Annotated in this window: 12 protein-coding genes; all 12 read left to right on the forward strand. The window is 75.1% G+C overall.

All coding sequences use genetic code 11. The features are described from left to right. Positions 1-6: 6 nt before the first annotated feature. The 12 genes from ACFZBX_RS34325 to ACFZBX_RS34380 all read left to right on the forward strand — a co-directional run bounded on the left by ACFZBX_RS34325 (position 7) and on the right by ACFZBX_RS34380 (position 20511). The gene (locus tag ACFZBX_RS34325; protein WP_391537722.1) at positions 7-2436 is read left to right on the forward strand and encodes an aminotransferase class I/II-fold pyridoxal phosphate-dependent enzyme; all 2430 of its coding nucleotides are present in this window, start codon (positions 7-9) and stop codon (positions 2434-2436) included. Between the two features lie 83 nt (positions 2437-2519). Then, positions 2520-3617 carry a 3,5-dihydroxyphenylacetyl-CoA synthase DpgA gene (gene dpgA, locus ACFZBX_RS34330; protein WP_391537723.1) on the forward strand — a complete coding sequence of 366 codons (1098 nt, stop codon included), beginning with the start codon at positions 2520-2522 and terminating at the stop codon, positions 3615-3617. Between the two features lie 11 nt (positions 3618-3628). After that, positions 3629-4288 carry an enoyl-CoA-hydratase DpgB gene (gene dpgB, locus ACFZBX_RS34335; RefSeq protein WP_391537724.1) on the forward strand — a complete coding sequence of 220 codons (660 nt, stop codon included), beginning with the start codon at positions 3629-3631 and terminating at the stop codon, positions 4286-4288. After that, complete coding sequence (dpgC, locus tag ACFZBX_RS34340; protein WP_391537725.1) at positions 4285-5583, forward strand: (3,5-dihydroxyphenyl)acetyl-CoA 1,2-dioxygenase DpgC; 1299 nt, start codon at positions 4285-4287, stop codon at positions 5581-5583. The genes dpgB and dpgC overlap by 4 nt, the downstream gene beginning before the upstream one ends. Beyond that, positions 5573-6379 carry an enoyl-CoA-hydratase DpgD gene (dpgD, locus tag ACFZBX_RS34345; RefSeq protein WP_391537726.1) on the forward strand — a complete coding sequence of 269 codons (807 nt, stop codon included), beginning with the start codon at positions 5573-5575 and terminating at the stop codon, positions 6377-6379. The genes dpgC and dpgD overlap by 11 nt, the downstream gene beginning before the upstream one ends. 182 nt (positions 6380-6561) lie before the next feature. Further along, positions 6562-8145 carry an MBL fold metallo-hydrolase gene (locus tag ACFZBX_RS34350; protein ID WP_380756978.1) on the forward strand — a complete coding sequence of 528 codons (1584 nt, stop codon included), beginning with the start codon at positions 6562-6564 and terminating at the stop codon, positions 8143-8145. 65 nt (positions 8146-8210) lie between these two features. Beyond that, a complete protein-coding gene (locus ACFZBX_RS34355) occupies positions 8211-8420 on the forward strand; it encodes an MbtH family protein (RefSeq protein WP_093859912.1) in 210 nt (69 codons plus the stop codon). Positions 8421-8577: 157 nt separating this feature from the next. Beyond that, on the forward strand, positions 8578-10344 hold the full coding sequence (locus tag ACFZBX_RS34360; protein ID WP_391537727.1) for a fatty acyl-AMP ligase: 1767 nt from the start codon (positions 8578-8580) through the stop codon (positions 10342-10344). Next, positions 10341-12086: an acyl-CoA dehydrogenase family protein gene (locus ACFZBX_RS34365; RefSeq protein WP_391537728.1), complete on the forward strand. Its 1746-nt coding sequence runs from the start codon at positions 10341-10343 to the stop codon at positions 12084-12086. Before ACFZBX_RS34360 ends, ACFZBX_RS34365 begins: the two co-directional genes overlap by 4 nt. Then, positions 12083-13819 (forward strand): acyl-CoA dehydrogenase, encoded by a 1737-nt coding sequence (locus ACFZBX_RS34370; RefSeq protein ID WP_391537729.1) that lies wholly within the window; start codon positions 12083-12085, stop codon positions 13817-13819. Before ACFZBX_RS34365 ends, ACFZBX_RS34370 begins: the two co-directional genes overlap by 4 nt. After that, on the forward strand, positions 13816-14088 hold the full coding sequence (locus tag ACFZBX_RS34375) for an acyl carrier protein (RefSeq protein WP_391537730.1): 273 nt from the start codon (positions 13816-13818) through the stop codon (positions 14086-14088). The genes ACFZBX_RS34370 and ACFZBX_RS34375 overlap by 4 nt, the downstream gene beginning before the upstream one ends. A 12-nt stretch (positions 14089-14100) precedes the next feature. Further along, positions 14101-20511, forward strand: a complete 6411-nt coding sequence (locus ACFZBX_RS34380) for an amino acid adenylation domain-containing protein (RefSeq protein WP_391537731.1) — start codon at positions 14101-14103, stop codon at positions 20509-20511. The last annotated feature ends 8 nt before the right edge of the window (positions 20512-20519 follow it).

The raw sequence follows: 20519 nt of genomic DNA on the forward strand, positions 1-20519 counted from the left end.
ACCGAGGTGAGATCCGCCCTGACCCTGGCGGACGTCGAGGAGGCGGCCCGGCGCCGGCTGGACCCGGCGGTGTGGGACTTCATCGCCGGCGGCGCGGGCGAGGAGCGCACCCTGCGCGCCAACGTCGAGGCCTTCCGGAAGGTGCGGCTGCGCCCGCGGGTGCTGGCCGGCGCCGGGCGCCCGGACACCGCCACCCGGATCCTCGGCCGCACCTGGGCGGCGCCGGTGGCGATCGCCCCGGTCGCCTACCACACCCTCGCCGACCCGGCGGGGGAGACGGCCACCGCCGAGGCGGCCGGCGCGGTCGGCGTCCCCCTGGTCGTCAGCACCTTCGCCGGCCGCAGCTTCGAGGACGTCGCCGCCGTCGCGACGGCGCCGCTGTGGGCGCAGGTCTACTGCTTCCGGGACCGCGAGGAGACCCGGCGGCTGGTGGAGCGGGCCGAGCGGGCCGGGGTGGAGGCGCTGGTCCTGACCGTGGACGCGCCGCACCTGGGCCGCCGCCACCGCGACCTGCGCAACGGCTTCCGGCTGCCGGACGGGATCGCCCCGGCGAACCTCTCCGGCGCCGACTACTCCTCCCCGAGCGGTCACGCCGCCGCCGAGTTCGACCCGGCGCTGGACTGGTCGGTGGTGGGCTGGCTGCGCTCGGTCAGCCGGCTGCCGGTGCTGCTCAAGGGGATCCTGTCCGCCGAGGACGCCCGCCAGGCGGTCGCGGCGGGCGCCGACGGCATCGTGGTCTCCAACCACGGGGGCCGCCAACTCGACGGGGTGCCCGCCACGTTGGAGGTGCTGGCCGAGGTCGCCGGGGCGGTCGCCGGGGCCTGTCCGGTGCTGCTCGACGGCGGGGTCCGCCGGGGCGCGGACGTGCTGGCCGCGCTGGCGCTGGGCGCCGACGCGGTGCTGCTCGGCCGCCCGGTGCTGCACGGCCTGGCGGCCGGCGGCCGGGAGGGCGCCGAGCGGGTGCTGCGGATCGTCGTCGACGAACTCGTGGACGCGATGGGCCTGGCCGGGATCGGCTCGGTCGCGGAGGCCGGCCCGGCGCTGCTCTGGGACGGCCCGCGGCCCGCCGCGGCCGCCGTGCCCGGGGCACTCGCGGCGCCGGTCGCGCCGGCCGGCTCCACGGCCCCCGGCGGCGGCCTGGGCATGGCGGACCTGCACCCGAGTCTGAGCGACCCGGTGCTGGACACCATGAACTTCCTCAACGACATCACCCGCCGCTACCCGCGGGCGATCTCCTTCGCGCCGGGGCGGCCGTACGACGAGCACTTCGAGACCGAGCAGATCTTCGACTACCTGCGCCGCTACCTGGACCACCTGGAGGAGCGCGGCTTCACGCCGGAGCAGCGGCGCGAGGCGCTCTTCCAGTACGGCCCGACCCGGGGCCAGATCCGCGAGCTGATCGCCGACTGGCTGCGCGCGGAGGAGGACGTCGACGTCCCGGTGGACTCGATCGTGGTCACCGTCGGCTGCCAGGAGGCGATGGCCCTGGCGCTGCGCGCGCTGATCTCCGGGCCCGAGGACGTCATGCTGGTGGCCAGCCCCTGCTACGTCGGCATCACCGGCGCGGCGCGGATCCTCGACATCCGGCTGGCGGCGGTCGCCGAGCGCGAGGACGGCTTCGACCCGGCCGAACTGGAGGCCGTGGTGCGCGAGCAGCGCGCCCTGGGCCGCCGGCCGCGGGCCTTCTACGTGGTGCCCGACCACGCCAACCCGTCGGGTAACACCATGTCGCTGGCGAACCGTCACGCGCTGCTGGAGCTGGCCGGACGGCTGGACCTGCTGGTGCTGGAGGACAGCCCCTACCGGCTGGTCAGCCCCGGCCGGCAGCTGCCCACCCTGAAGTCGCTGGACCGCGACCGCAGGGTCGTCCAGCTGGGGTCGTTCTCCAAGACGCTGTTCCCCGGCGCCCGGGTCGGCTACGCGGTCGCCGACCAGCCGGTGGCCGGCGCCGGTCTGCTCGCGGACGAGCTGACCAAGCTCAAGAGCATGATCACGGTGAACACCTCACCGCTGAGCCAGGCCGCCGCCGCGGGCATGCTGCTGGCCGGCGAGGGACGGCTCGCGGAGATCAACGCCGAGGCCATCGCCCACTACGAGGGCGCCATGCGGGTGACCCTGAAGGCGCTGGACGAGCACCTGCCCGAGCCGCGCCGCTCGGCCCTCGGGGTGCGCTGGAACAAGCCCAGCGGCGGGTTCTTCCTGACGCTGAACGTCCCCTTCCGCGCCGACGACGCCGCGCTGGCGCGCTCGGCCGAGGAGTTCGGCGTGATCTGGACGCCGATGTCGTACTTCTACCCGCTCGGCGGTGGCGAGCACGCCATCCGCCTGTCCACCAGCTACCCGACGCACGCGGAACTGGAGGAGGGCGTGGCCAGGCTGGCCCGCTTCATCGAGTCCGAGTCCGGATCCGCGTCCGCGTCCGGTTCCGCTTCCTAGTCCCGAACGGAAAGGGTGATCGTCATGGTGAGCCGTGTGCTCCCGCCGCGCAGCAGGCCCCGGATGTGGGGGTGGACGTTCAGGTGACCAGTGGACGCTCCGCCACCGCCACGCGGCACGTCCCCACCACGGCGCGGGTCGCCGGGGTCGGAACGGCCGTCACGAGCACGTCGTACTCCCAGCGCGAGCTGCTGGACCGCTTCGGGATCACCGATCCCAAGATCCGCTCGCTGTTCCTGAACAGCGCCATCGAGCGGCGCTTCCTCACCGTGCCGCCGACCGGCCCCGACGGGCTGCCGGTCCCCGAGATCCAGGGCGAACTGCTCGCCAAGCACAAGCGGATCGCCGTCGACATGGGCGCCAGGGCCCTTCAGGAGGCCCTGAAGAACGCCGGGCTGGACCTCTCCCGGATCGACTACCTCTGCTGCGTGACGACCACCGGCTTCCTGACCCCGGGGCTCAGCGCGCTGATCATCCGGGAGCTGGGCGTCGACCCGTCCTGCCACCGGGTGGACGTGGTCGGCATGGGCTGCAACGCCGGGCTCAACGCGCTGAACGCCACCGCCGGCTGGGCGGCCGCCAACCCGGGCAAGGTCGCGGTCATGGTCTGCGCCGAGGCGTGCTCGGCCGCGTACGCGCTGGACTCCACGATGCGCACCGCGGTCGTCAACAGCCTCTTCGGGGACGGCGCCGCGGCGATCGTGGTGACCGCCCCGGAGCCGGGCGAGCCGGAGCCCGAGGGCCCCCGGATCCTGTCCTTCGCCAGCCATCTGATCACCGACGCGATCGGGGCGATGCGCTACGACTGGGACGACGAGCAGAACCGCTTCAGCTTCTTCCTCGACCCGGAGATCCCCTACGTCGTCGGCGCCAACGCCGAACGCGTGGTGGACCGGCTGCTGTCCGGCGCGGGCCTGCGCCGCAGCGACATCGCGCACTGGCTGGTGCACTCCGGCGGCAAGAAGGTCGTCGACGCGGTCCGGGTCAACCTCGGCCTGACGCGGTACGACGTGCGGCACACCACCGGGGTGCTGCGCGACTACGGGAACCTGTCCAGCGGCTCGTTCCTGTTCTCCTACGAGCGGCTGCTCGCGGAGCGGGCCGCCGAGCCCGGTGACCTCGGTGTGTTGATGACGATGGGCCCCGGTTCGACGATCGAGACGGCGCTGGTCCAATGGTGAAGGGGAGAGCGATGGGTGACACCGGCCTGACTCTGCGGATCGACGGCGCGCTGCCGCCCTCGGCCGAGGCCGTCGCCGCGGTGAACGAGCTGTGCGACCGGGTCGAGGACGGCGCCGGCGGCCCGGTCGTCCTGGAGGTCTCCGGCACCCCGCTCCCGGGGTGGACCGAGGGCCTGGTGGTCGGGCTGGTCGGCAAGTGGGAGCGCGCGCTGCGCCGCCTTGAGCGGCTGCCCGCGGTGACCGTCGCCGTCGCGGCCGGCGAGGTCGGCGGCATCGCCCTGGACGCCCTGCTGGCCGCCGACCACCGGATCGCCGGCGCCTCGGCCCGCCTGGTGCCGCAGAGCGCCGACGGCGGCGTCTGGCCCGGCATGGGCCTGTACCGGCTGGCCCGCCGGGGCGAGAGCGCGGTGATCCGCCGGGCGCTGCTGTTCGGCACCGCCGTCGAGGCCTCCGAGGCGCTGGCGGCGGGACTGCTCGACGAGCTGACCGACGACGCCGCGGGCGCCGTCGCGCGGATCGCCGGGCTGACCGCGGCGCTGCCCGGCGCCGACCTGGCGGTGCGCCGGCAGCTGATGCTGGACGCCCTCGCCACCGGCTACGAGGAGGCGCTCGGCGCCCACCTCGCGGCCTGCGACCGCCTGCTGCGCCGTTCCGCGGACACCCGGTCATGACCGCGCGGGCGACACCCGGGGCGGGCCCGGTGGCCGCGCGCGAGGTGCGGGAGGACCTGGGTGTCGCCCGCGCCGCGCTCGCCCGGGCGGCCGGTGCGGAACCGGCCGCCGGGGCCCCCTCCGACGCCCTGCGGGACCTTCGTGCGGCCTTCCTGGACACCCACGTGGAGGCCGTCTACGCGGAGCTGACCGACCGGCACGCCCGTCCGCTGCGGCTGGACGAGCTGTGCCGGGCGGCCGCCGCGGCCTTCCCCGGCCTGCTGCCCACCGCGGAGCAGCTCGCCGCCGACCGGGCGCTGGCCCAGGAGGCCAAGGCCGGGCACGAGATCGACCAGGGCCTGTTCCTCGGCCGGGTGCTGGGCTCCCCGGTGGCGGGCCCGCACCTGCTGGACGCGATGCGCCGGCCGACCGGGCGCGCGCTGGAACTGCTGGCGGACTTCCGCCGCACCGGCGCGCTGGACCTCGGCACGGTGCGGCTGGAGCGGGCGGACGGCGCGGCGCGGATCACCATGACCCGCGACGACTGCCTGAACGCCGAGGACGACCGCCAGGTCGACGACATGGAGACGGCCGTCGACCTCGCGCTGCTCGACCCCGAGGTGCGGGTCGGGCTGGTGCGCGGGGGAGTGATGAGCCATCACCGCTACCGCGGCCGCCGGGTCTTCAGCGCCGGCATCAACCTGAAGGCGCTGCACGCCGGGGACATCTCGCTGGTCGACTTCCTGCTCCGGCGCGAGACCGGCTACATCCAGAAGCTGATCCGCGGCCTGGTCGTCGACGACGGGCCCGCTTGGCGCCCGGCCGTCGTCGAGAAGCCGTGGGTCGCCGCGGTGGACGCCTTCGCGATCGGCGGGGGCTGCCAGCTGCTGCTGGCCGTGGACCACGTGATCGCGGAGGAGGACTCCTACGTCAGCCTCCCGGCCGCGCAGGAGGGCATCGTCCCCGGCGTGTCCAACCTGCGGCTGACCCGGGCCACCGGGGCGCGGCTGGCCCGCCAGATCATCCTGAGCGGCCGCCGGCTGCACGCCTCCGAACCGCAGGCGCGCACCCTGCTGGACGAGGTGGTGGCCCCCGAGGACATGGACGGCGCCGTCGACCGGGCGCTGAAGTCGCTGCAGGGCGACGCCGTGGTGGCCAACCGGCGGATGCTGAACCTGAGCGAGGAGCCGCCGGAGGAGTTCCGCCGGTACCTGGCCGCGTTCGCGCTCCAGCAGGCGCTGCGGCTGTACAGCGAGGACGTGATCGGCAAGGTCGGCCGGTTCACGGCGCGCGGGGGCGGGCCCGGTGACGGCTGACGACCGGGCGCGGGTCCGGTACGAGAAGCGGGACCGGGTCGCGTACGTGACCCTGGACCGGCCCGAGGTGCTCAACGCGATGGACCGGCGCACCCACGAGGAGCTGGCGGCCGTCTGGGACGACGTGGAGGCCGACGACGAGGTGCTGGTCGTGGTGCTGACCGGCGCCGGCGAGCGGTCCTTCAGCGTCGGCCAGGACCTGCGCGAGCGCGCCCGGATCGACGCCGACGGGGAAGGGGCGACCACCTTCGGCAGCCGGGGCCAGCCCGGCTGGCCCCGGCTGACCGAACGGTTCGGCCTGGCCAAGCCGCTGGTCGCGCGGGTGAACGGCTACGCGCTGGGCGGCGGCTTCGAACTCGCGCTGGCCTGCGACATCGTGGTCGCCTCCGAGGACGCCGTGTTCGCCCTCCCGGAGGCCAGGCTCGGCCTGGTCCCGGGGGCGGGCGGGGTGTTCCGGCTCGCCCGGCAGCTGCCGCTGAAGACGGCGATGGGCCACCTGCTCACCGGCCGCCGGCTGGACGCGCACACCGCGCTGCGGTTCGGCCTGGTGAACCAGGTGGTCCCGGCCGACCGGCTGGACGAGGCGGTCCGCGAGTGGACCGACGACCTGCTGCGGGCGGCCCCGCTGGCGGTGCGGGCGATCAAGGAGGCGGCGCTGCGCTCGCTGGACCTGCCGCTGCCCGAGGCGTTCACCGCCGACTACGTCTGGGAGCGGCGCCGGCGCCTCGGCGCGGACGTCGTCGAGGGCCCGCGGGCATTCGCCGAAAAGCGCGAACCGCAATGGCGGGACCGCTGATCCGGTAATCGCCGGCCGCGGTGCACGTTGATCAATCCGACGGCCCCGTGCCAGAGTGGGCCGGGTTCGTTCAGCACGGAAACCGGGAAACGCCCCGGAGCCCGGCCGGTAATCGGCGGCCGATTGTTCTGAATTCCGTGTCATGACTCTTCTCGATGAAATTCCCTGGGGGTGGTGCAGTGATGAGCGACGACGAGATGTTCCTGCGTTCGCGCGTCATCATCGAGCCGTTGGTGGACCGGTTCTACGCCTGGTTCCACACGGTGGCTCCGGTGCAGGCGTCGATGAATCTCGCATTCCTCCAGGTGCCGATGCTGGAGTCCTATCTGGACAATCCGCAGGTGCACGTCGCGGCGAGCGTCAACCCGGAGCTGCGCGGCGGGTACTTCGTCAACATCGCCGAGGAGCGCGCCGCGGAGGTCCGCGAGCTGCTCGACTCGATCAAGACCGACCGGGCCGGCATGCTGGCCTTCGCCAAGGCGGTCGCCGACGCGGAGAACCTGCTGCGCGAGAACGCCACCGGCTACGACCTGACGCCGTTCTACCCGCAGCTGCCCAAGGAGCTCGGCGGTCTGGTGGAGCTGGCGTACGACACCAGCAACCAGGCGTCGGTGCGCTTCATGGAGCCGCTGGCCTACCGCGGCGGGCTGTACAGCGAGGACCGGCAGTCGGTCCAGATCTCGCTGGAGCCCGGCTACGAGCGGCCGTTCATCCTGAGCACGCCGCGGCTCGCCTCGCCGGACGTGCTGGAGGCGAAGATCCCGTTCCGGCACGCCGGCCTGGAGGAGCTGTTCCGCGCCCGGTTCCGCCCCACCACGGTGGGCCGGCTGCGCGAGGCGCTGGAGCTCACCGACGCCCAGGCCGCCCTGCTGCCCGGGCTGCTGTCGGACCGTCCGAGCGTCTCGGAGGACCGCCACATCGAGGCCGGCGGCCGCATCCGCTACTTCGGCCACGCCTGTCTGGTGCTCCAGACGCCGCAGGCGGCGATCGTCACCGACCCGTTCCTGAGCGCCGACGCCAGCGCCGGTGACCGGTACACCTACGACGACCTGCCGGACTTCATCGACCTGGTCCTGATCACCCACGGCCACCAGGACCACATCGTCCTGGAGACCATGCTCCAGCTGCGCGGCCGGGTCGGCGCCGTGGTCGTCCCGCGCTCCTCGCGCGGCAACCTGGAGGACCCGTCGATCGGGCTCTACCTCAAGGAGCTCGGCTTCCCGGTCGTCGAGGTGGACGACTTCGACGAGGTGCCGTTCCCCGGCGGCAAGGTCGTCGCCACGCCGTTCCTCGGCGAGCACTGCGACCTGGACATCCGGGCCAAGTCGACCTACTGGGTCGACCTGGCGGGCAAGTCGGTGTTCGTCGGCGCGGACTCCTCGGGCATCGACCCGGTCCTCTACCGGCACATCCGCAACCACCTGGGCACCGCCGACATCTGCTTCCTCGGCATGGAGTGCGACGGCGCGCCGCTCACCTGGCTCTACCAGGCGCTGCTCACCAGCCCGGTGCCGAAGAAGATGAGCCGCTCGCGCAAGCTCTCCGGCTCCAACGCCCAGCAGGCCGCGGCGATCATGACCGAGTTCGGCGCCACCGAGGCCTACATCTACGCCATGGGCGAGGAGCACTGGCTCGGCCACGTCATGGCCACCACGTACAACGAGGACACCTACCAGATCCAGCAGATCAACGAGTTCCTCACCTGGTGCGCCGACCGCGGCATCAAGGCCGAGCACCTGCTCAACCAGCGCGAATGGCGTTGGTGACGCCGGCCGGGTGAGACCGGCCGGAAACCGATCCCGGGAAATACCCCGCACGAAAGGAATGCGCTGTGAACCCCTTCGACGACCCCGATGCCTCCTTCCTGGTCCTGGTCAACGACGAAGGCCAGCATTCGCTCTGGCCGGTCTTCGCCGATGTTCCGGACGGCTGGCGGAAGGTCTTCGGCGAGGCCGCCCGGCAGGACTGCCTCGAATACATCGAGACCAACTGGACCGATCTGCGGCCGAAGAGCCTGATCGCCGCGATGGAGAGCAAGTAACAGCAAGCGGAAGTATTCGATCCGCCCGCGCCGGGACGAACGGCGGAGGAATTCCTCCGCCGCCCGGCGGCCGGCGAACGAACCGAGGAAAACGTCAATCCGGCCGGATGACCTGGCGAACGCCGGGGCCCGGCCCGTTTCGTGGAGGGGTGCCGAGATGCCCGATCTCACCGACCACCGGAACCTGCGCGACGCGTTCGCCGCCCAGGTCGCCCGGCAACCGGAGGCGACCGCGCTGACGATGTTCCGCGGTTCCGACGCCGAGGAGCAGGAGAGCCTGAGCTTCGCCGAACTGGCCCGCCGCGCCGCGCTGCGCGCCGGACGGCTGACCGCCCGCTTCGCGCCGGGCGAGCGGGTGCTGATCGCACTGCCGACCTGCACCCAGTTCGTGGAGCTCTACCTCGCCTGCCTGTTCTCCGGCCTGATCGCGGTGCCCACCCCGCCGCTCGGCGGCTCGGCCACCGCCACCGAACGCGCCGTCGCCATCGCCGCCGACTGCACCCCGGCCCTGGTCGTCACCACCGCCGACCACCGGGAGGCGCTCGCCGAGCGGCTGGCCGCGCTCGGCCTGGACGGCGCCCTGGTCGAGGCGGCCGGGGAGGCCGGCGACGGCGAGGCCGCCGTGCCCACCGCCCCCGACCTGCCGCCGGACACCCTCGGCGTGCTGCAGTACAGCTCCGGCTCGACCGGCCGCCCCAAGGGCGTGATGCTCTCGCACCGCAACATCCTCACCAACATCCGCAGCATCGGCGAGTACTTCGGCCTCGGCGACGGCCCCGGCGGCTGCGGCAGCTGGCTGCCGCTCCACCACGACATGGGCCTGTTCGGGATGCTCACCACGCCGCTGATGGCCGGCGCTCCCGTCACCCTGATGTCGCCGAGCGACTTCGTGCGCCGCCCGGTGGAGTACCTGCGGATGATGCAGTGGTCGCGCAGCACCGTCACCGCCGTGCCCGACTTCGCCCTCGACGTGTGCACCCGGCTGATCAACGACCGGGACCTCGCGGACCTCGACCTCTCGCACGTGCGCCGCATCTGCAACGGCTCCGAGCCGGTGCACGCCGCCACCCTGGAGGCCTTCACCGAGCGGTTCACCCCGGCCGGCCTGCGCCCCGACGCGCTGTCACCGTGCTACGGGATGGCCGAGGTCACCCTCTACGTCTCCGGCACCCGGCTCGGCACCCCGTCCAAGGTGTTCTCCGTGGACCGGGCCCGGCTGGAGGACGCCGGGCACCCCGAGGTCCGGCAGGTCCCCGCGGAGCAGGGCCGTCCGCTGGTCGCCCTCGGCGCCCCGCACGGCATCCGGGTGCGGATCGTCGACCCCGCCACCGGCCTGGCCGTCGCGGACGGCGCGATCGGCGAGATCTGGGTCAGCGGCCCGAGCGTCGGCAGCGGCTACTGGGAGCGGCCCGACCTCAACGACCAGGTCTTCGGCGCCAGGCTGCCCGACGAGCCCGGTACCGCCTGGCTGCGCACCGGCGACCTCGGCGCCCTCGTCGACGGCGAGGTGGTCGTCACCGGCCGGCTCAAGGAGGTGATGATCGTCCGCGGCCGCAACCTCTTCCCGCAGGACGTCGAACGCGAGGCCCGCGCCGCGCACCAGGCGCTGACCGGCTTCGTCGGGGCCGCCTTCGGCATCGCCGCCCCGGACGAGCGGGTCGTCGTGGTCCACGAGGTCAGCCCCACCCTGCGGGCCGACGACCTGCCCGCCGTCGCCGGCGCCGTCCAGCGCCGGCTCTCCACCGAGGCGGACGTGCCCTGCCGCAACGTCCTGCTGGTGCGCCGCGGCACCGTCAGCCGCACCACCAGCGGCAAGATCCAGCGCACCGCGATGCGCGAGCGCTTCCTGGCCGGCGAGCTCACCGTCCTGCACGCCGAGCTGGACCCGCAGCTGGCCCTGATCGCGCGCGGCGGTGCGGCATGACCGCGCCGACGAGCCCCGCCGACGCCCTGGAGGCGGCCCTCGGCGACCTGGAGGACCTCGCCCGCGACAGCGCCGCCCTCGACGCCGCCGAGCGCTTCCCCGCCGAGGCCTGCGCCCGGCTCGACGCCCTCGGCCTGCCCGCCCACTACGTGCCGGCCGAGTGGGGCGGCGCCCTGCACGACCACGAGCAGCTGATCGGCCTCTGGCGCGGCGTCGCCCGGCGGGACGTCAGCATCGCGGTCGCGCACGGCAAGACCTACCTCGGCGCCGCCCCCGTCTGGGACGCCGGAACCCCCGAGCAGGCGAAGGACACCGCCGCCGCGATCCTGGCCGGCACCCCGATCGCCTGGGCGCTCTCCGAGCCCGACCACGGCGCCGACCTGCTCAACGGCGGCCTCACCGCCACCGCCACCGGGGACGGCTACCGGCTGGACGGCCTCAAGTGGCCCGTCAACAACGCCACCCGGGGCGGACGGCTCACCCTGCTCGCCCGCACCGGCACGCCCGGGACCGCCCGCGGCCACAGCCTGTTCGTCGTCGACAAGTCCGCGCTGCCCGCCGGCACCTGGCGCAACCCGGCCAAGGCCCCCACCCACGGCATCCGCGGCATCGACATCTCCGGCATCGAGTTCGACGGCGCCCCGCTGCCGGCCGGCGCGCTGCTCGGCCCGGCCGGCAGCGGCGTCGAGACCGTGCTGCGCGCCCTCCAGCTCACCCGCATCACCTGCGGCGCCCTCTCGCTGGGCGCCGGCGAGCACGGCCTGCGGCTGGTCGCCCGGTTCACGGCGGAGCGGATCATCCAGCACCGCCCGCTGCTCGACCGCGCCTACCCCGGCTCGATCCTCGCCCGCTGCGCGGCCCTGCTGGCCGCCGCCGAGGCCACCACCCTGATCGGCGCCCGGTCGGTGCACAGCCTCACCGGCGAGCTCAGCGTCACGTCCGCCGTGGTCAAGTCACTGGCGCCCACCCTGGTCGACTCCCTGCTCGGCGAACTGTCCGAACTGCTCGGCGTGCGCTCCTACCTCACCGGCACCTACGAGCACGGCGCCTTCCAGAAGCTGTGGCGCGACCACCAGGTGGTCGCCGTCTTCGACGGCAGCACCCCGGTCAACCGCAGCGCGCTCGCCCAGCAGTTCCCCCGGCTCTCCCGGGCCCTGGCCGCCGGTGACGCCGACGCGGACGGCCTGGCCGAGGCGGCCGCCTCCGGCACCCCGCCGCGCCCGCTCGACCGGAGCGCGCAGTCCCTGCTCTCGCGGTCCGGCTGCTCCGTCGTCCAGTCGCTGCCGGCGCTCGCCGAGGCGCTCGCCGCGCACGGCGCCCCCGACGGACTGGCCGAACACGCCGCCGCCCTGGCCGGGGCCGCCCGCCGGCTCGGCACCCTGCTGGCCGAGGTCCGCCCGGCCGCCCGCCCGCCGATGGCCGCCTACGAGCTGGCCGCCGCCTACGAGCTCTGCTACGCCGGCGCCGCCGTCCTGCACCTGTGGACGCACGGCGCGCCCGCCCACCGCGGCGAACCGCTCTGGCAGGACGGCCTCTGGGCCCGGGCCGCGCTGCGGGCCCTGCGCGCCCGGCTCGCCGCCGTGCTGCGCACCCCCGCGCCCGCCGGCGCCCCCGGTGACGAGCTGATCGACGCCGCCCTGTCGCGGCACATCGCCGAGGCCGCCGAGACCGGCGCGCCCGTCACCCCGTTCGGCGCCCCGCTGCCCCTGTCCGCCGTCCGCAGTGAAGGAGCACCCGCATGAGCGAGCGGAGCGAGCTCATCGACCAGGAGCAGGACGGACACCGCAGCGCCGAGCGCCTCGACGCCCTGTTCGGAGACCCGCGCGACGCCGCGAACCCCGTCGGCCACGCCCACGCCCTGGCCGCCGACGAGCGCCAGGAGATGCACGCCGAGGGTGAGCGCCTGCTCGACGGCTTCGGCCTCAACGCCGAGTTCGTGCCCGCCGCGCTCGGCGGCCGGCTGCGCCGCGCCGACACCCTCGCCGAGGTGCTGCGCACCGTCTGGCGGCGCGACCCGTCGCTCGGCCTCGGCTACGGCTTCGCCTCCTTCATCGCCTCCGTCAACATCTGGACCGGCGGCGACCGGGAGCAGCAGCGGCGCACCGCCGACCTGCTGCTCGCCAACCGGAGGATCGCCGCCGCGTTCCACGAGCTCGCCCACGGCAACGACTTCGCCCGGGCCGGCTTCACCGCGCGGGCGGCCGACGGCGGCTGGCTGCTCTCCGGCCGCAAGGAGATCGTCACCAACCTGCGCCGGGCCGAGGCGATGGTGCTGTTCGCCCGCACCGACGACCGGGCCGGCAGCCGCAGCCACAGCCAGTTCCTGGTCACCCGCGACGAGCTGCCTGCGAACCGGGTCCTCGACCTGCCGCGCTTCCCCAGCTCCGGCATGCGCGGCGTCCAGCTCGGCGGCATCCGCTTCACCGACTGCCCGGCGCCGGGCCACGCCCTGATCGGCGGCGTCGGCCAGGGCATCGAGATCGCGCTGCGCTCCTACCAGGTCACCAGGGCCGTGCTGCCGGCCATGAGCGTCGGCCCGTTCGACACCGCGCTGCGCACGGCGGTGGAGTTCGCCCTGGAGCGCCGCCTGTACGGGGGCACCGCCGCCGACATCCCGTACGTGCGCGCCACCATCGCGCGCGCCTACGCAGACCTGCTCGCCGTCGACGCCTTCGCCGGGGTCGGCCTGCGCACCCTGCACCTGGACCCCGGGGCGATGGCCGTCTACGCGCCCGCCGCCAAGTACCTGACCTCCCGGCTGGTGCTGGACGGGTTCGAGGACCTGCGCTCGGTGCTCGGCGCCGCCGGCTACCTGCGCGAGGGCCCCTACGCGATCTTCCAGAAGATGGCCAGGGACATCGCCCCCGCCGCGTTCGCCCACGTCTCGCGGGCCGCCTGCCTGGTGATGATCCTGCCCCAGCTGCCCCGGCTGGCCCGCCGCTCCTGGCTGGTCGACGGCGCCGCCGCCAAGGAGGTCTTCGACCTCGGCGGGCCGCTGCCCGACCTGCCCTTCGACCGGCTCGCGGCCGGACTGCCGCGCGGCGACGGCCTGATCGGCGTGATCACCGAGGCCGCCGCGCGGCCGCAGTCGGGCCCGGTGGGCCGCTTCGCCGCCCGCCTGGAGGCCGAGTTGCGTGACCTGCGCGAGCGCTGCGCCGCCCTCGGGCCGGCCGGGATCACCATCGACGCCCCGCCGCAGGCCTTCGCCCTGGCGGACCGCTACACCGTGCTGCTCGCCGCCGCGTCCGCGCTCGCGGTGTGGGCCCAGGGCGGCGAGCAGTACCCGCGGGAGGCCCTGCTGGGCGTCCTGGACCGGCTCACCGGCCGCCTCGGCGGCGAGTCCGTCCTCACGCCGGCCGAACGCGAGGACGTCGAGCAGCGGCTCTTCGACCTGGCCGTCCGGCGCTGCCGGGAGCACCGTCTCCTCGATCTGACCGCCCGCCCGATCGCGGGCCGAGAAGGGAACCACCGATGACCGATGCGGAACTGACGCAGTCCGTGCGCACGCCCGAGGAGATCGGGGCCTGGCTGGCCGACCGGGTCTCGCACTTCCTGCAGATCCCGGCCGGCGAGATCGACCCCGACGCCTCCCTCGCCGGGTACGGCCTCGACTCGGTGTACGTCTTCGCCCTCTGCGGCGAGATCACCGACGACCTGGGTCTGCCCATCGAGCCCACGCTGCTCTGGGACATCGACACGCTGTCCGCGCTCACCGCCCACCTCGTGGGCCTCGCTGCCGAATAGGGGATGACGGGAATGGCTGCGCCTCAGGCGGAATCGCACGAGCTGATGTCCGGTCAGCTCGGCATCTGGTACGCCCAGCAACTGGCACCCGAGGACCCGGCGTACAACATCGCCGAGTACCTCGACCTCCGTGGCGACGTGCGGGTGGACCTGCTGGTGGCGGCGACCCGCCGGGCCCTGGAGGAAGCGGAGGCCTACCGGCTGCGCTTCCGCCTGGAGGGGCAGTCGCCGCGGCAGTACGTCGGTGCCGCGGACGAGCACCGGGTGGACGTCGTCGACCTGCGGGGCGAGGACGACCCGTTCACGGCCGCTCGGGCCTGGATGACGGCGGACCTCTCCCGCCCGGTCGCGCTGACCGGCGGCCCGCTCGCCGCCCACGCGGTGCTCGTCCTCGGCGAGGACCGGTGCCTGTGGTACCAGCGGATCCACCACGCCGTCCTGGACGGCTCCAGCCTGACCGCCTTCGCCGCCCGGGTCGCCGCGCTCTACACGGCCGCCCTGCGCGGCGCGCAGCCCGAGGGTGCCGCGCTCGGCCCGCTGAAGGTGCTGCTGGACGCCGACCGCGCCTACCGCGCCTCGGACGGGCCGGAGGCCGACCGGCGGTTCTGGGCCGAGGCGCTGGCCGGCCTCCCGCCGACCGGCGAGGCGCACGGCCGGCGGCTGTCCGGCCACCCGGTGGTGTACGCCCGGGACGTGGACCCCGAGGACGCCGCCGCACTGCGCGCGGCCGCCCGCGGCCTGCGGACCGGCTTCGCCACCCTGGCGATCGCCGCCGCCGCCGTGTACCACCACCGGGTCACCGGCCTGCGGGACTTCGCCGTCGGCGTCCCGGTCACCGGCCGCACCGCCATGGCCGAGCTCGGTGTCCCCGGCATGACCTCCAACGTGCTGCCGGTCCGCTTCACGATCGGCCACCGCACCACCGTCGCCGAACTGCTGGGCGCCACCGCCCAGGCGCTGCGCGCGGGCCTGCGCCACCAGCGCCACCAGCTGCGCGACCTCCTGGCCGAGCGCCGGCTGGTCGGCCACGGCTCGCTCTGGGGCCTGAGCGTCAACGTCATGACGGTGGACCGCCCGCTGCGCTTCGGCGACTGCGAGGCCGTCCGGACCGGCCTGTCCAGCGGCCCCGCCGAGGAACTCAAGATCGACCTGATCGGCACCGCCGACGGCGACGGCCTGCAGACCCTGGTCCAGCTCAACGCCGAGCGCCACGATCCCGCCGCCGGCCCGGGCATCGCCGACCGCTACCACCGCGTCCTGCGCGCGCTGGCCGCCGCCCGGCCCACCGACGCCGTCGCCGGCCTCGACGTGCTGGACGCCGCCGAGCGCGCCCGGGTGGTGCGCGACTGGAACGACACGGCGGTGGCCGTGCCGCAGGCGTCCGTGCCGGAGCTGTTCGCGGCGCAGGCGGCGCGCACGCCCGACGCGCCGGCCGTGGTGTGCGACGGGACCGAGCTGAGCTACGCCGAGCTGGACGCCCGGTCGGACCGCCTGGCGGCCTGGCTGTGCGGCGCCGGCGTCGGCGCCGAATCGGTGGTGGCGCTCTGCCTGCCGCGCGGCGTCGAGATGATCACGGCCCTGCTGGGCGTCTGGAAGGCCGGCGCCGCCTACGCCCCGCTCGACGCGGAACACCCGCTGGAGCGGCTGGAGTTCGTGCTGGCCGACAGCGGCGCCCGGCTGCTGCTGGGCCACCGCGAGCTGGTCGCGGGCCTGAGCGCCGAGCGCGTGGTGTGCCTGGACGACCCGGCGGTCGCGGCCGAGGTCGACGCCGCCGGGCGCCCGGCCCCGGCGGCGGTACTGCCGGGCCGGCTGGCCTACGTGATCCACACCTCCGGCTCCACCGGCCGCCCCAAGGGCGTCGCCGTCACCCACGGGGGCCTGGCCAACTACACGGCCACCGTCCCCGGCCGGATCGGCCTCGGCGCGCCCGGCGACCGCTACGCGCTGCTCCAGGCGCAGACCACCGACCTCGGCAACACGGTGCTCTTCGCCGCCCTGACCACGGGCGGCACCGTCCACGTCCTGGACGCCGACGCCGCCACCGACCCCGGCCGGCTCACCGCCTACCTCGCCGAGCACCGGATCGACCACCTCAAGGCCGTCCCCTCGCACCTGGCCGCCCTCGGCTCGGCCGCCGGCCCGGCCGGCCTCGTCCCCGCCAAGTCCCTGGTGCTCGGCGGCGAGGCCGCCACGCCCGCCTGGGCGGGACAGCTGCTGGCCGCCGCGGGCGAGCGCGCCGTGTACAACCACTACGGGCCCACCGAGGCCACCATCGGCGTGGTCACCGGGCGGCTGGACGCCCGCACCGCCGCCGCCGGCGCCGTCCCGCTCGGCACCCCCGTCGGCAACGTGCGGACGTACGTCCTGGACGACGCGCTGCGCCCGGTGCCGGTCGGCACGGCCGGCGAGCTCTACCTCGCCGGCGCACAGCTGGCCCGCGGCTACGTCGGCCGCCCCGGACTGACGGCGGAACGTTTCGTCGCCAACCCGTTCGACTCCGGCGAGCGCCTCTACCGCACCGGCGACCGGGCCCGCTGGACCGCCGACGGACAGCTGGTCTTCGCCGGCCGCACCGACGACCAGGTCAAGATCCGCGGCTTCCGCGTCGAGCCCGGCGAGGTCCGCGCCGTCCTCGCCGAACACCCGCAGGTCGCCCAGGCGGCCGTCGTCGTCCGCGAGGACGTCCCCGGCGACCCGCGGCTCACCGCCTACCTGGTCCCCGCCGGCGACAGCGCCGAACTCGCCGACACCGTCCGCCGGTTCACCGCCGAACGACTGCCCGGACACCTCGTCCCCGCGGCCTTCGTCCTGCTCGACGCGCTGCCGCTGACCGCCAACGGCAAGCTCGACCGGCACGCCCTGCCCGCCCCCGGCCCCGCCGCCGGCGGCGGCCGCGCCCCGGCGGACGCCCGCGAGGAACTGATCTGCCGCGCCTTCGCCGACGTCCTCGGCCTGCCCGCGGTCGGCGTCGACGACGACTTCTTCGCCCTCGGCGGCCACTCCCTGCTCGCCGTCACCCTGGTCGCCCGGCTGCGCGAGCAGCAGGTCCCGGTCTCCGTCCCCGCCCTGTTCCAGGCCCCGACCCCCGCCGCCCTCGCCGCGGCCTCCGCGCCGGAGCCGATCGCCGTCCCGGCCAACCTCATTCCCGCCGGCGCCACCGCGATCACCCCCGCCATGCTGCCGCTGGTCGAGCTCACCGACACCGAGATCGCCACCATCGCCGCCGCGGTCCCCGGCGGCGCGGCGAACATCGCCGACGTCTACCCGCTCGCCCCGCTCCAGGAAGGCATCTTCTTCCACCACCTGGCCCGCGCCGAGGGCGAGGCCGACCCGTACATGAGCTGGGCGGTACTCGAATTCGACACCCGGGCCCGGCTGGACGGCTTCCTCGCCGGACTCCAGCGGGTCGTCGACCGCCACGACATCTACCGCACCGCGATCGCCTGGGAAGGCCTGCGCGAGCCCGTCCAGGTCGTCCTGCGCGAGGCCGCCCTGCCCGTCCAGGACCTCACCCTGGACCCGGCCGGCGCCGAACCGGCCGAGCAGCTGCTCACCGCCGCCGGCCGCTGGATGGCCCTCGGCCGCGCCCCGCTGATGGGCGTCCACACCGCCCCGAAGCCCGACGGCGACGGCCACCTCGCCCTGCTGCGCATCCACCACCTGGTGCGCGACCGCACCTCCATGGACGTGCTGCTCGGCGAGGTCCGCGCCTTCCTCGCCGACCGGGTCGACGAACTGCCCGAACCGCTGCCGTTCCGCGACTTCGTCGCCCAGGCCCGCCTCGGCGTCTCCCGCGAGGAGCACCAGCGCCACTTCGCCGGACTGCTCGGCGACGTCACCGAGACCACCGCCCCGTTCGGCCAGCTGGACGTGCGCCGCGTCGGCACCGACCTCGGCCGCGCCCAGGCCGAGGTCGACGACCGGCTGGCCGAACGGGTCCGCGAACTGGCCCGCACCCTCGGCGTCAGCCCGGCGGCGGTCTTCCACCTCGCCTGGGCCCGCGCCTTGGCCGCGCTCTCCGGCCGCGACGACGTCGTCTTCGGCACCGTGCTGCTCGGCCGGATGAACGCCGGCGCCGGCGCCGACCGCGTCCCCGGCCCCTTCCTCAACACCCTGCCGGTCCGCGTCCGCCTCGACGGCACCACCGTCGACGACGCCCTCACGGCACTGCGCCGGCAGCTCGCCGGCCTGCTCGAACACGAGCACGCGCCGCTCGCCGTCGCCCAGGCGGCCAGCGGGGTGCCCGGTGGCCGCCCGCTGTTCACCTCGATCTTCAACTACCGCCACGGGCAGACCGTCCACGAGTCCGGCATCGACCTCGACGGCATCGGCGTCCTGGTCAGCCGCGAGTACACCAACTACCCGCTGAACGTCTCGGTCAGCGACTCCGGCACCGGATTCGTCATCAACGTCAGCGCGCTCGCCCCCGCCGACCCCGACCGCGTCCACGCGCTGCTCACCACCGGCCTCGCCAACCTCGTCGAGGCGCTCACCGACGCGCCGCGCACCCCGCTCGCCGCGATCGAGGTCCTCGACGACACCCAGCGCGCGCTGCTGCTCCAGGAGTGGAGCGGCGCCGGCGCCGTCCCCGCCGCCACCCCCGCCACCGCCCCGGAGCTGTTCCGCCGGCAGGCGGCCGCCACCCCGGAGGCGACCGCCCTGGTCGACGGCGGCGAGCGCCACAGCTACCGCGCGCTCGACGACTGGTCCGACCGGTTCGCCGGCCACCTCAACCGGCTCGGCGTCGGCCCGGAGAGCGTCGTCGCCCTCCACCTGCCGCGCGGGCTCCGGATGACCGCCGCCATCCTCGGCGTCTGGAAGTCCGGCGCCGCCTACCTGCCGATCGACCCCGGCTACCCCGCCGAGCGGGTCGCCCACATGGTCGCCGACAGCCGCGCCGCCGTCGTGGTCGGCCTTGAGGACGACCTGGACGAACTGCCGCTGCGCCGCGTCCTGACGGTCGCCCTCGACGACCCGGCCACCGAGGCCAAACTCGCCGCCCAGGCCCCCGCCCCGGCCCGCGAGACCCTCCCCGGCCAGACCGCCTACGTCATCTACACCTCCGGCTCCACCGGCCGCCCCAAGGGCGTCGCCGTCACCCACGGCGGCCTGGCCGCCTACCTCGCGGCCGTCCCCGCCCGGGTCGGCTTCGGCGAACCCGGCACCCGGTACGCGCTGCTCCAGGCCCAGGCCACCGACCTCGGCAACACCACGGTCTTCGGCAGCCTGACCACCGGCGGCGAACTGCACATCCTCGACGCCCGGGCCGCCGTCGACCCGGCCGTGGTCGCCCGCTACCTGGCCGAGCACCGCATCGACCACCTCAAGGCGGTGCCCTCCCACCTCGCCGCGCTCGGCGGCGAGAGCGGCGCGGACGCCCTGCCGGCCCGCTCCCTGGTCCTCGGCGGCGAGTCCGCCCCCCTCGACTGGGCCCGCCGACTCGTCGCGCAGGCCGGCGAGCGGACCGTGCACAACCACTACGGCCCCACCGAGACCACCATCGGCGTGGTCACCGCCCGGCTCGACGAGGCCGCGCTCGCCGACGGCACCCTGCCGATCGGCACCCCGGTGCCCGGCACCCGGGTGTACGTCCTCGACGACGCACTGCGCCCCGCCCCGGTCGGCGTCGCCGGCGAGCTGTACATCGCGGGCGCCCAGCTGGCCCGCGGTTACGTCGGCCGTGCCGCGCTGACGGCGGAACGTTTCGTCGCCGACCCGTTCGGCTCCGGCGGGCGCCTGTACCGCACCGGCGACCGGGTGCGGTGGACCCCCGAGGGGCGGCTGGTCTTCGCCGGCCGCGCCGACGACCAGGTGAAGATCCGCGGCTACCGGGTCGAGCCCGGCGAGGTGGCCTCCGTGCTGGCCGGCTACGGCCGCGTCGAGCAGGCGGTCGTCGTCGCCCGGACCGAGGGCACCGGAGAGCCGAGGCTGGTCGGCTACGTCGTCCCGGTCGACGAGGAGGACGCCGAGGACGCCGGATTCGCCGACCTGGTCCGCAAGTTCGCCGCCGGCCGGCTGCCCGAGCACATGGTCCCCTCCGCCGTCGTCGTCCTCGGCGCCCTGCCGCTGACCGCCAACGGCAAGCTCGACCGCGCGGCCCTGCCCGCCCCCGAGCACGCCGGCGCGGCGCAGGCCCGCCGGGAGCCGGCCAACGAGCGCGAGCGCGTCCTGTGCGCAGCCTTCGCCGAGGTCCTCGGACTCCCGGCGGTCGGCGTCGAGGACGACTTCTTCACCCTGGGAGGCCACTCCCTGCTGGCGACCCGCCTGGTCAGCCGCGTCCGCGTCCTGCTGGACGAGGAACTGCCGATCCAGGAGCTGTTCGCCGACCCCACCCCCGCCGGCCTCGCGGCCTGGCTCGCCGACAACGCCCACCACGCACAGAACGCCCGGCCGGCCCTGCGGCCGCGTCCGAGGGAGGAATAAAACGATGA

Source organism: Kitasatospora sp. NPDC008115, from assembly GCF_042957205.1.
In the GTDB taxonomy this organism is placed as follows: domain Bacteria; phylum Actinomycetota; class Actinomycetes; order Streptomycetales; family Streptomycetaceae; genus Kitasatospora.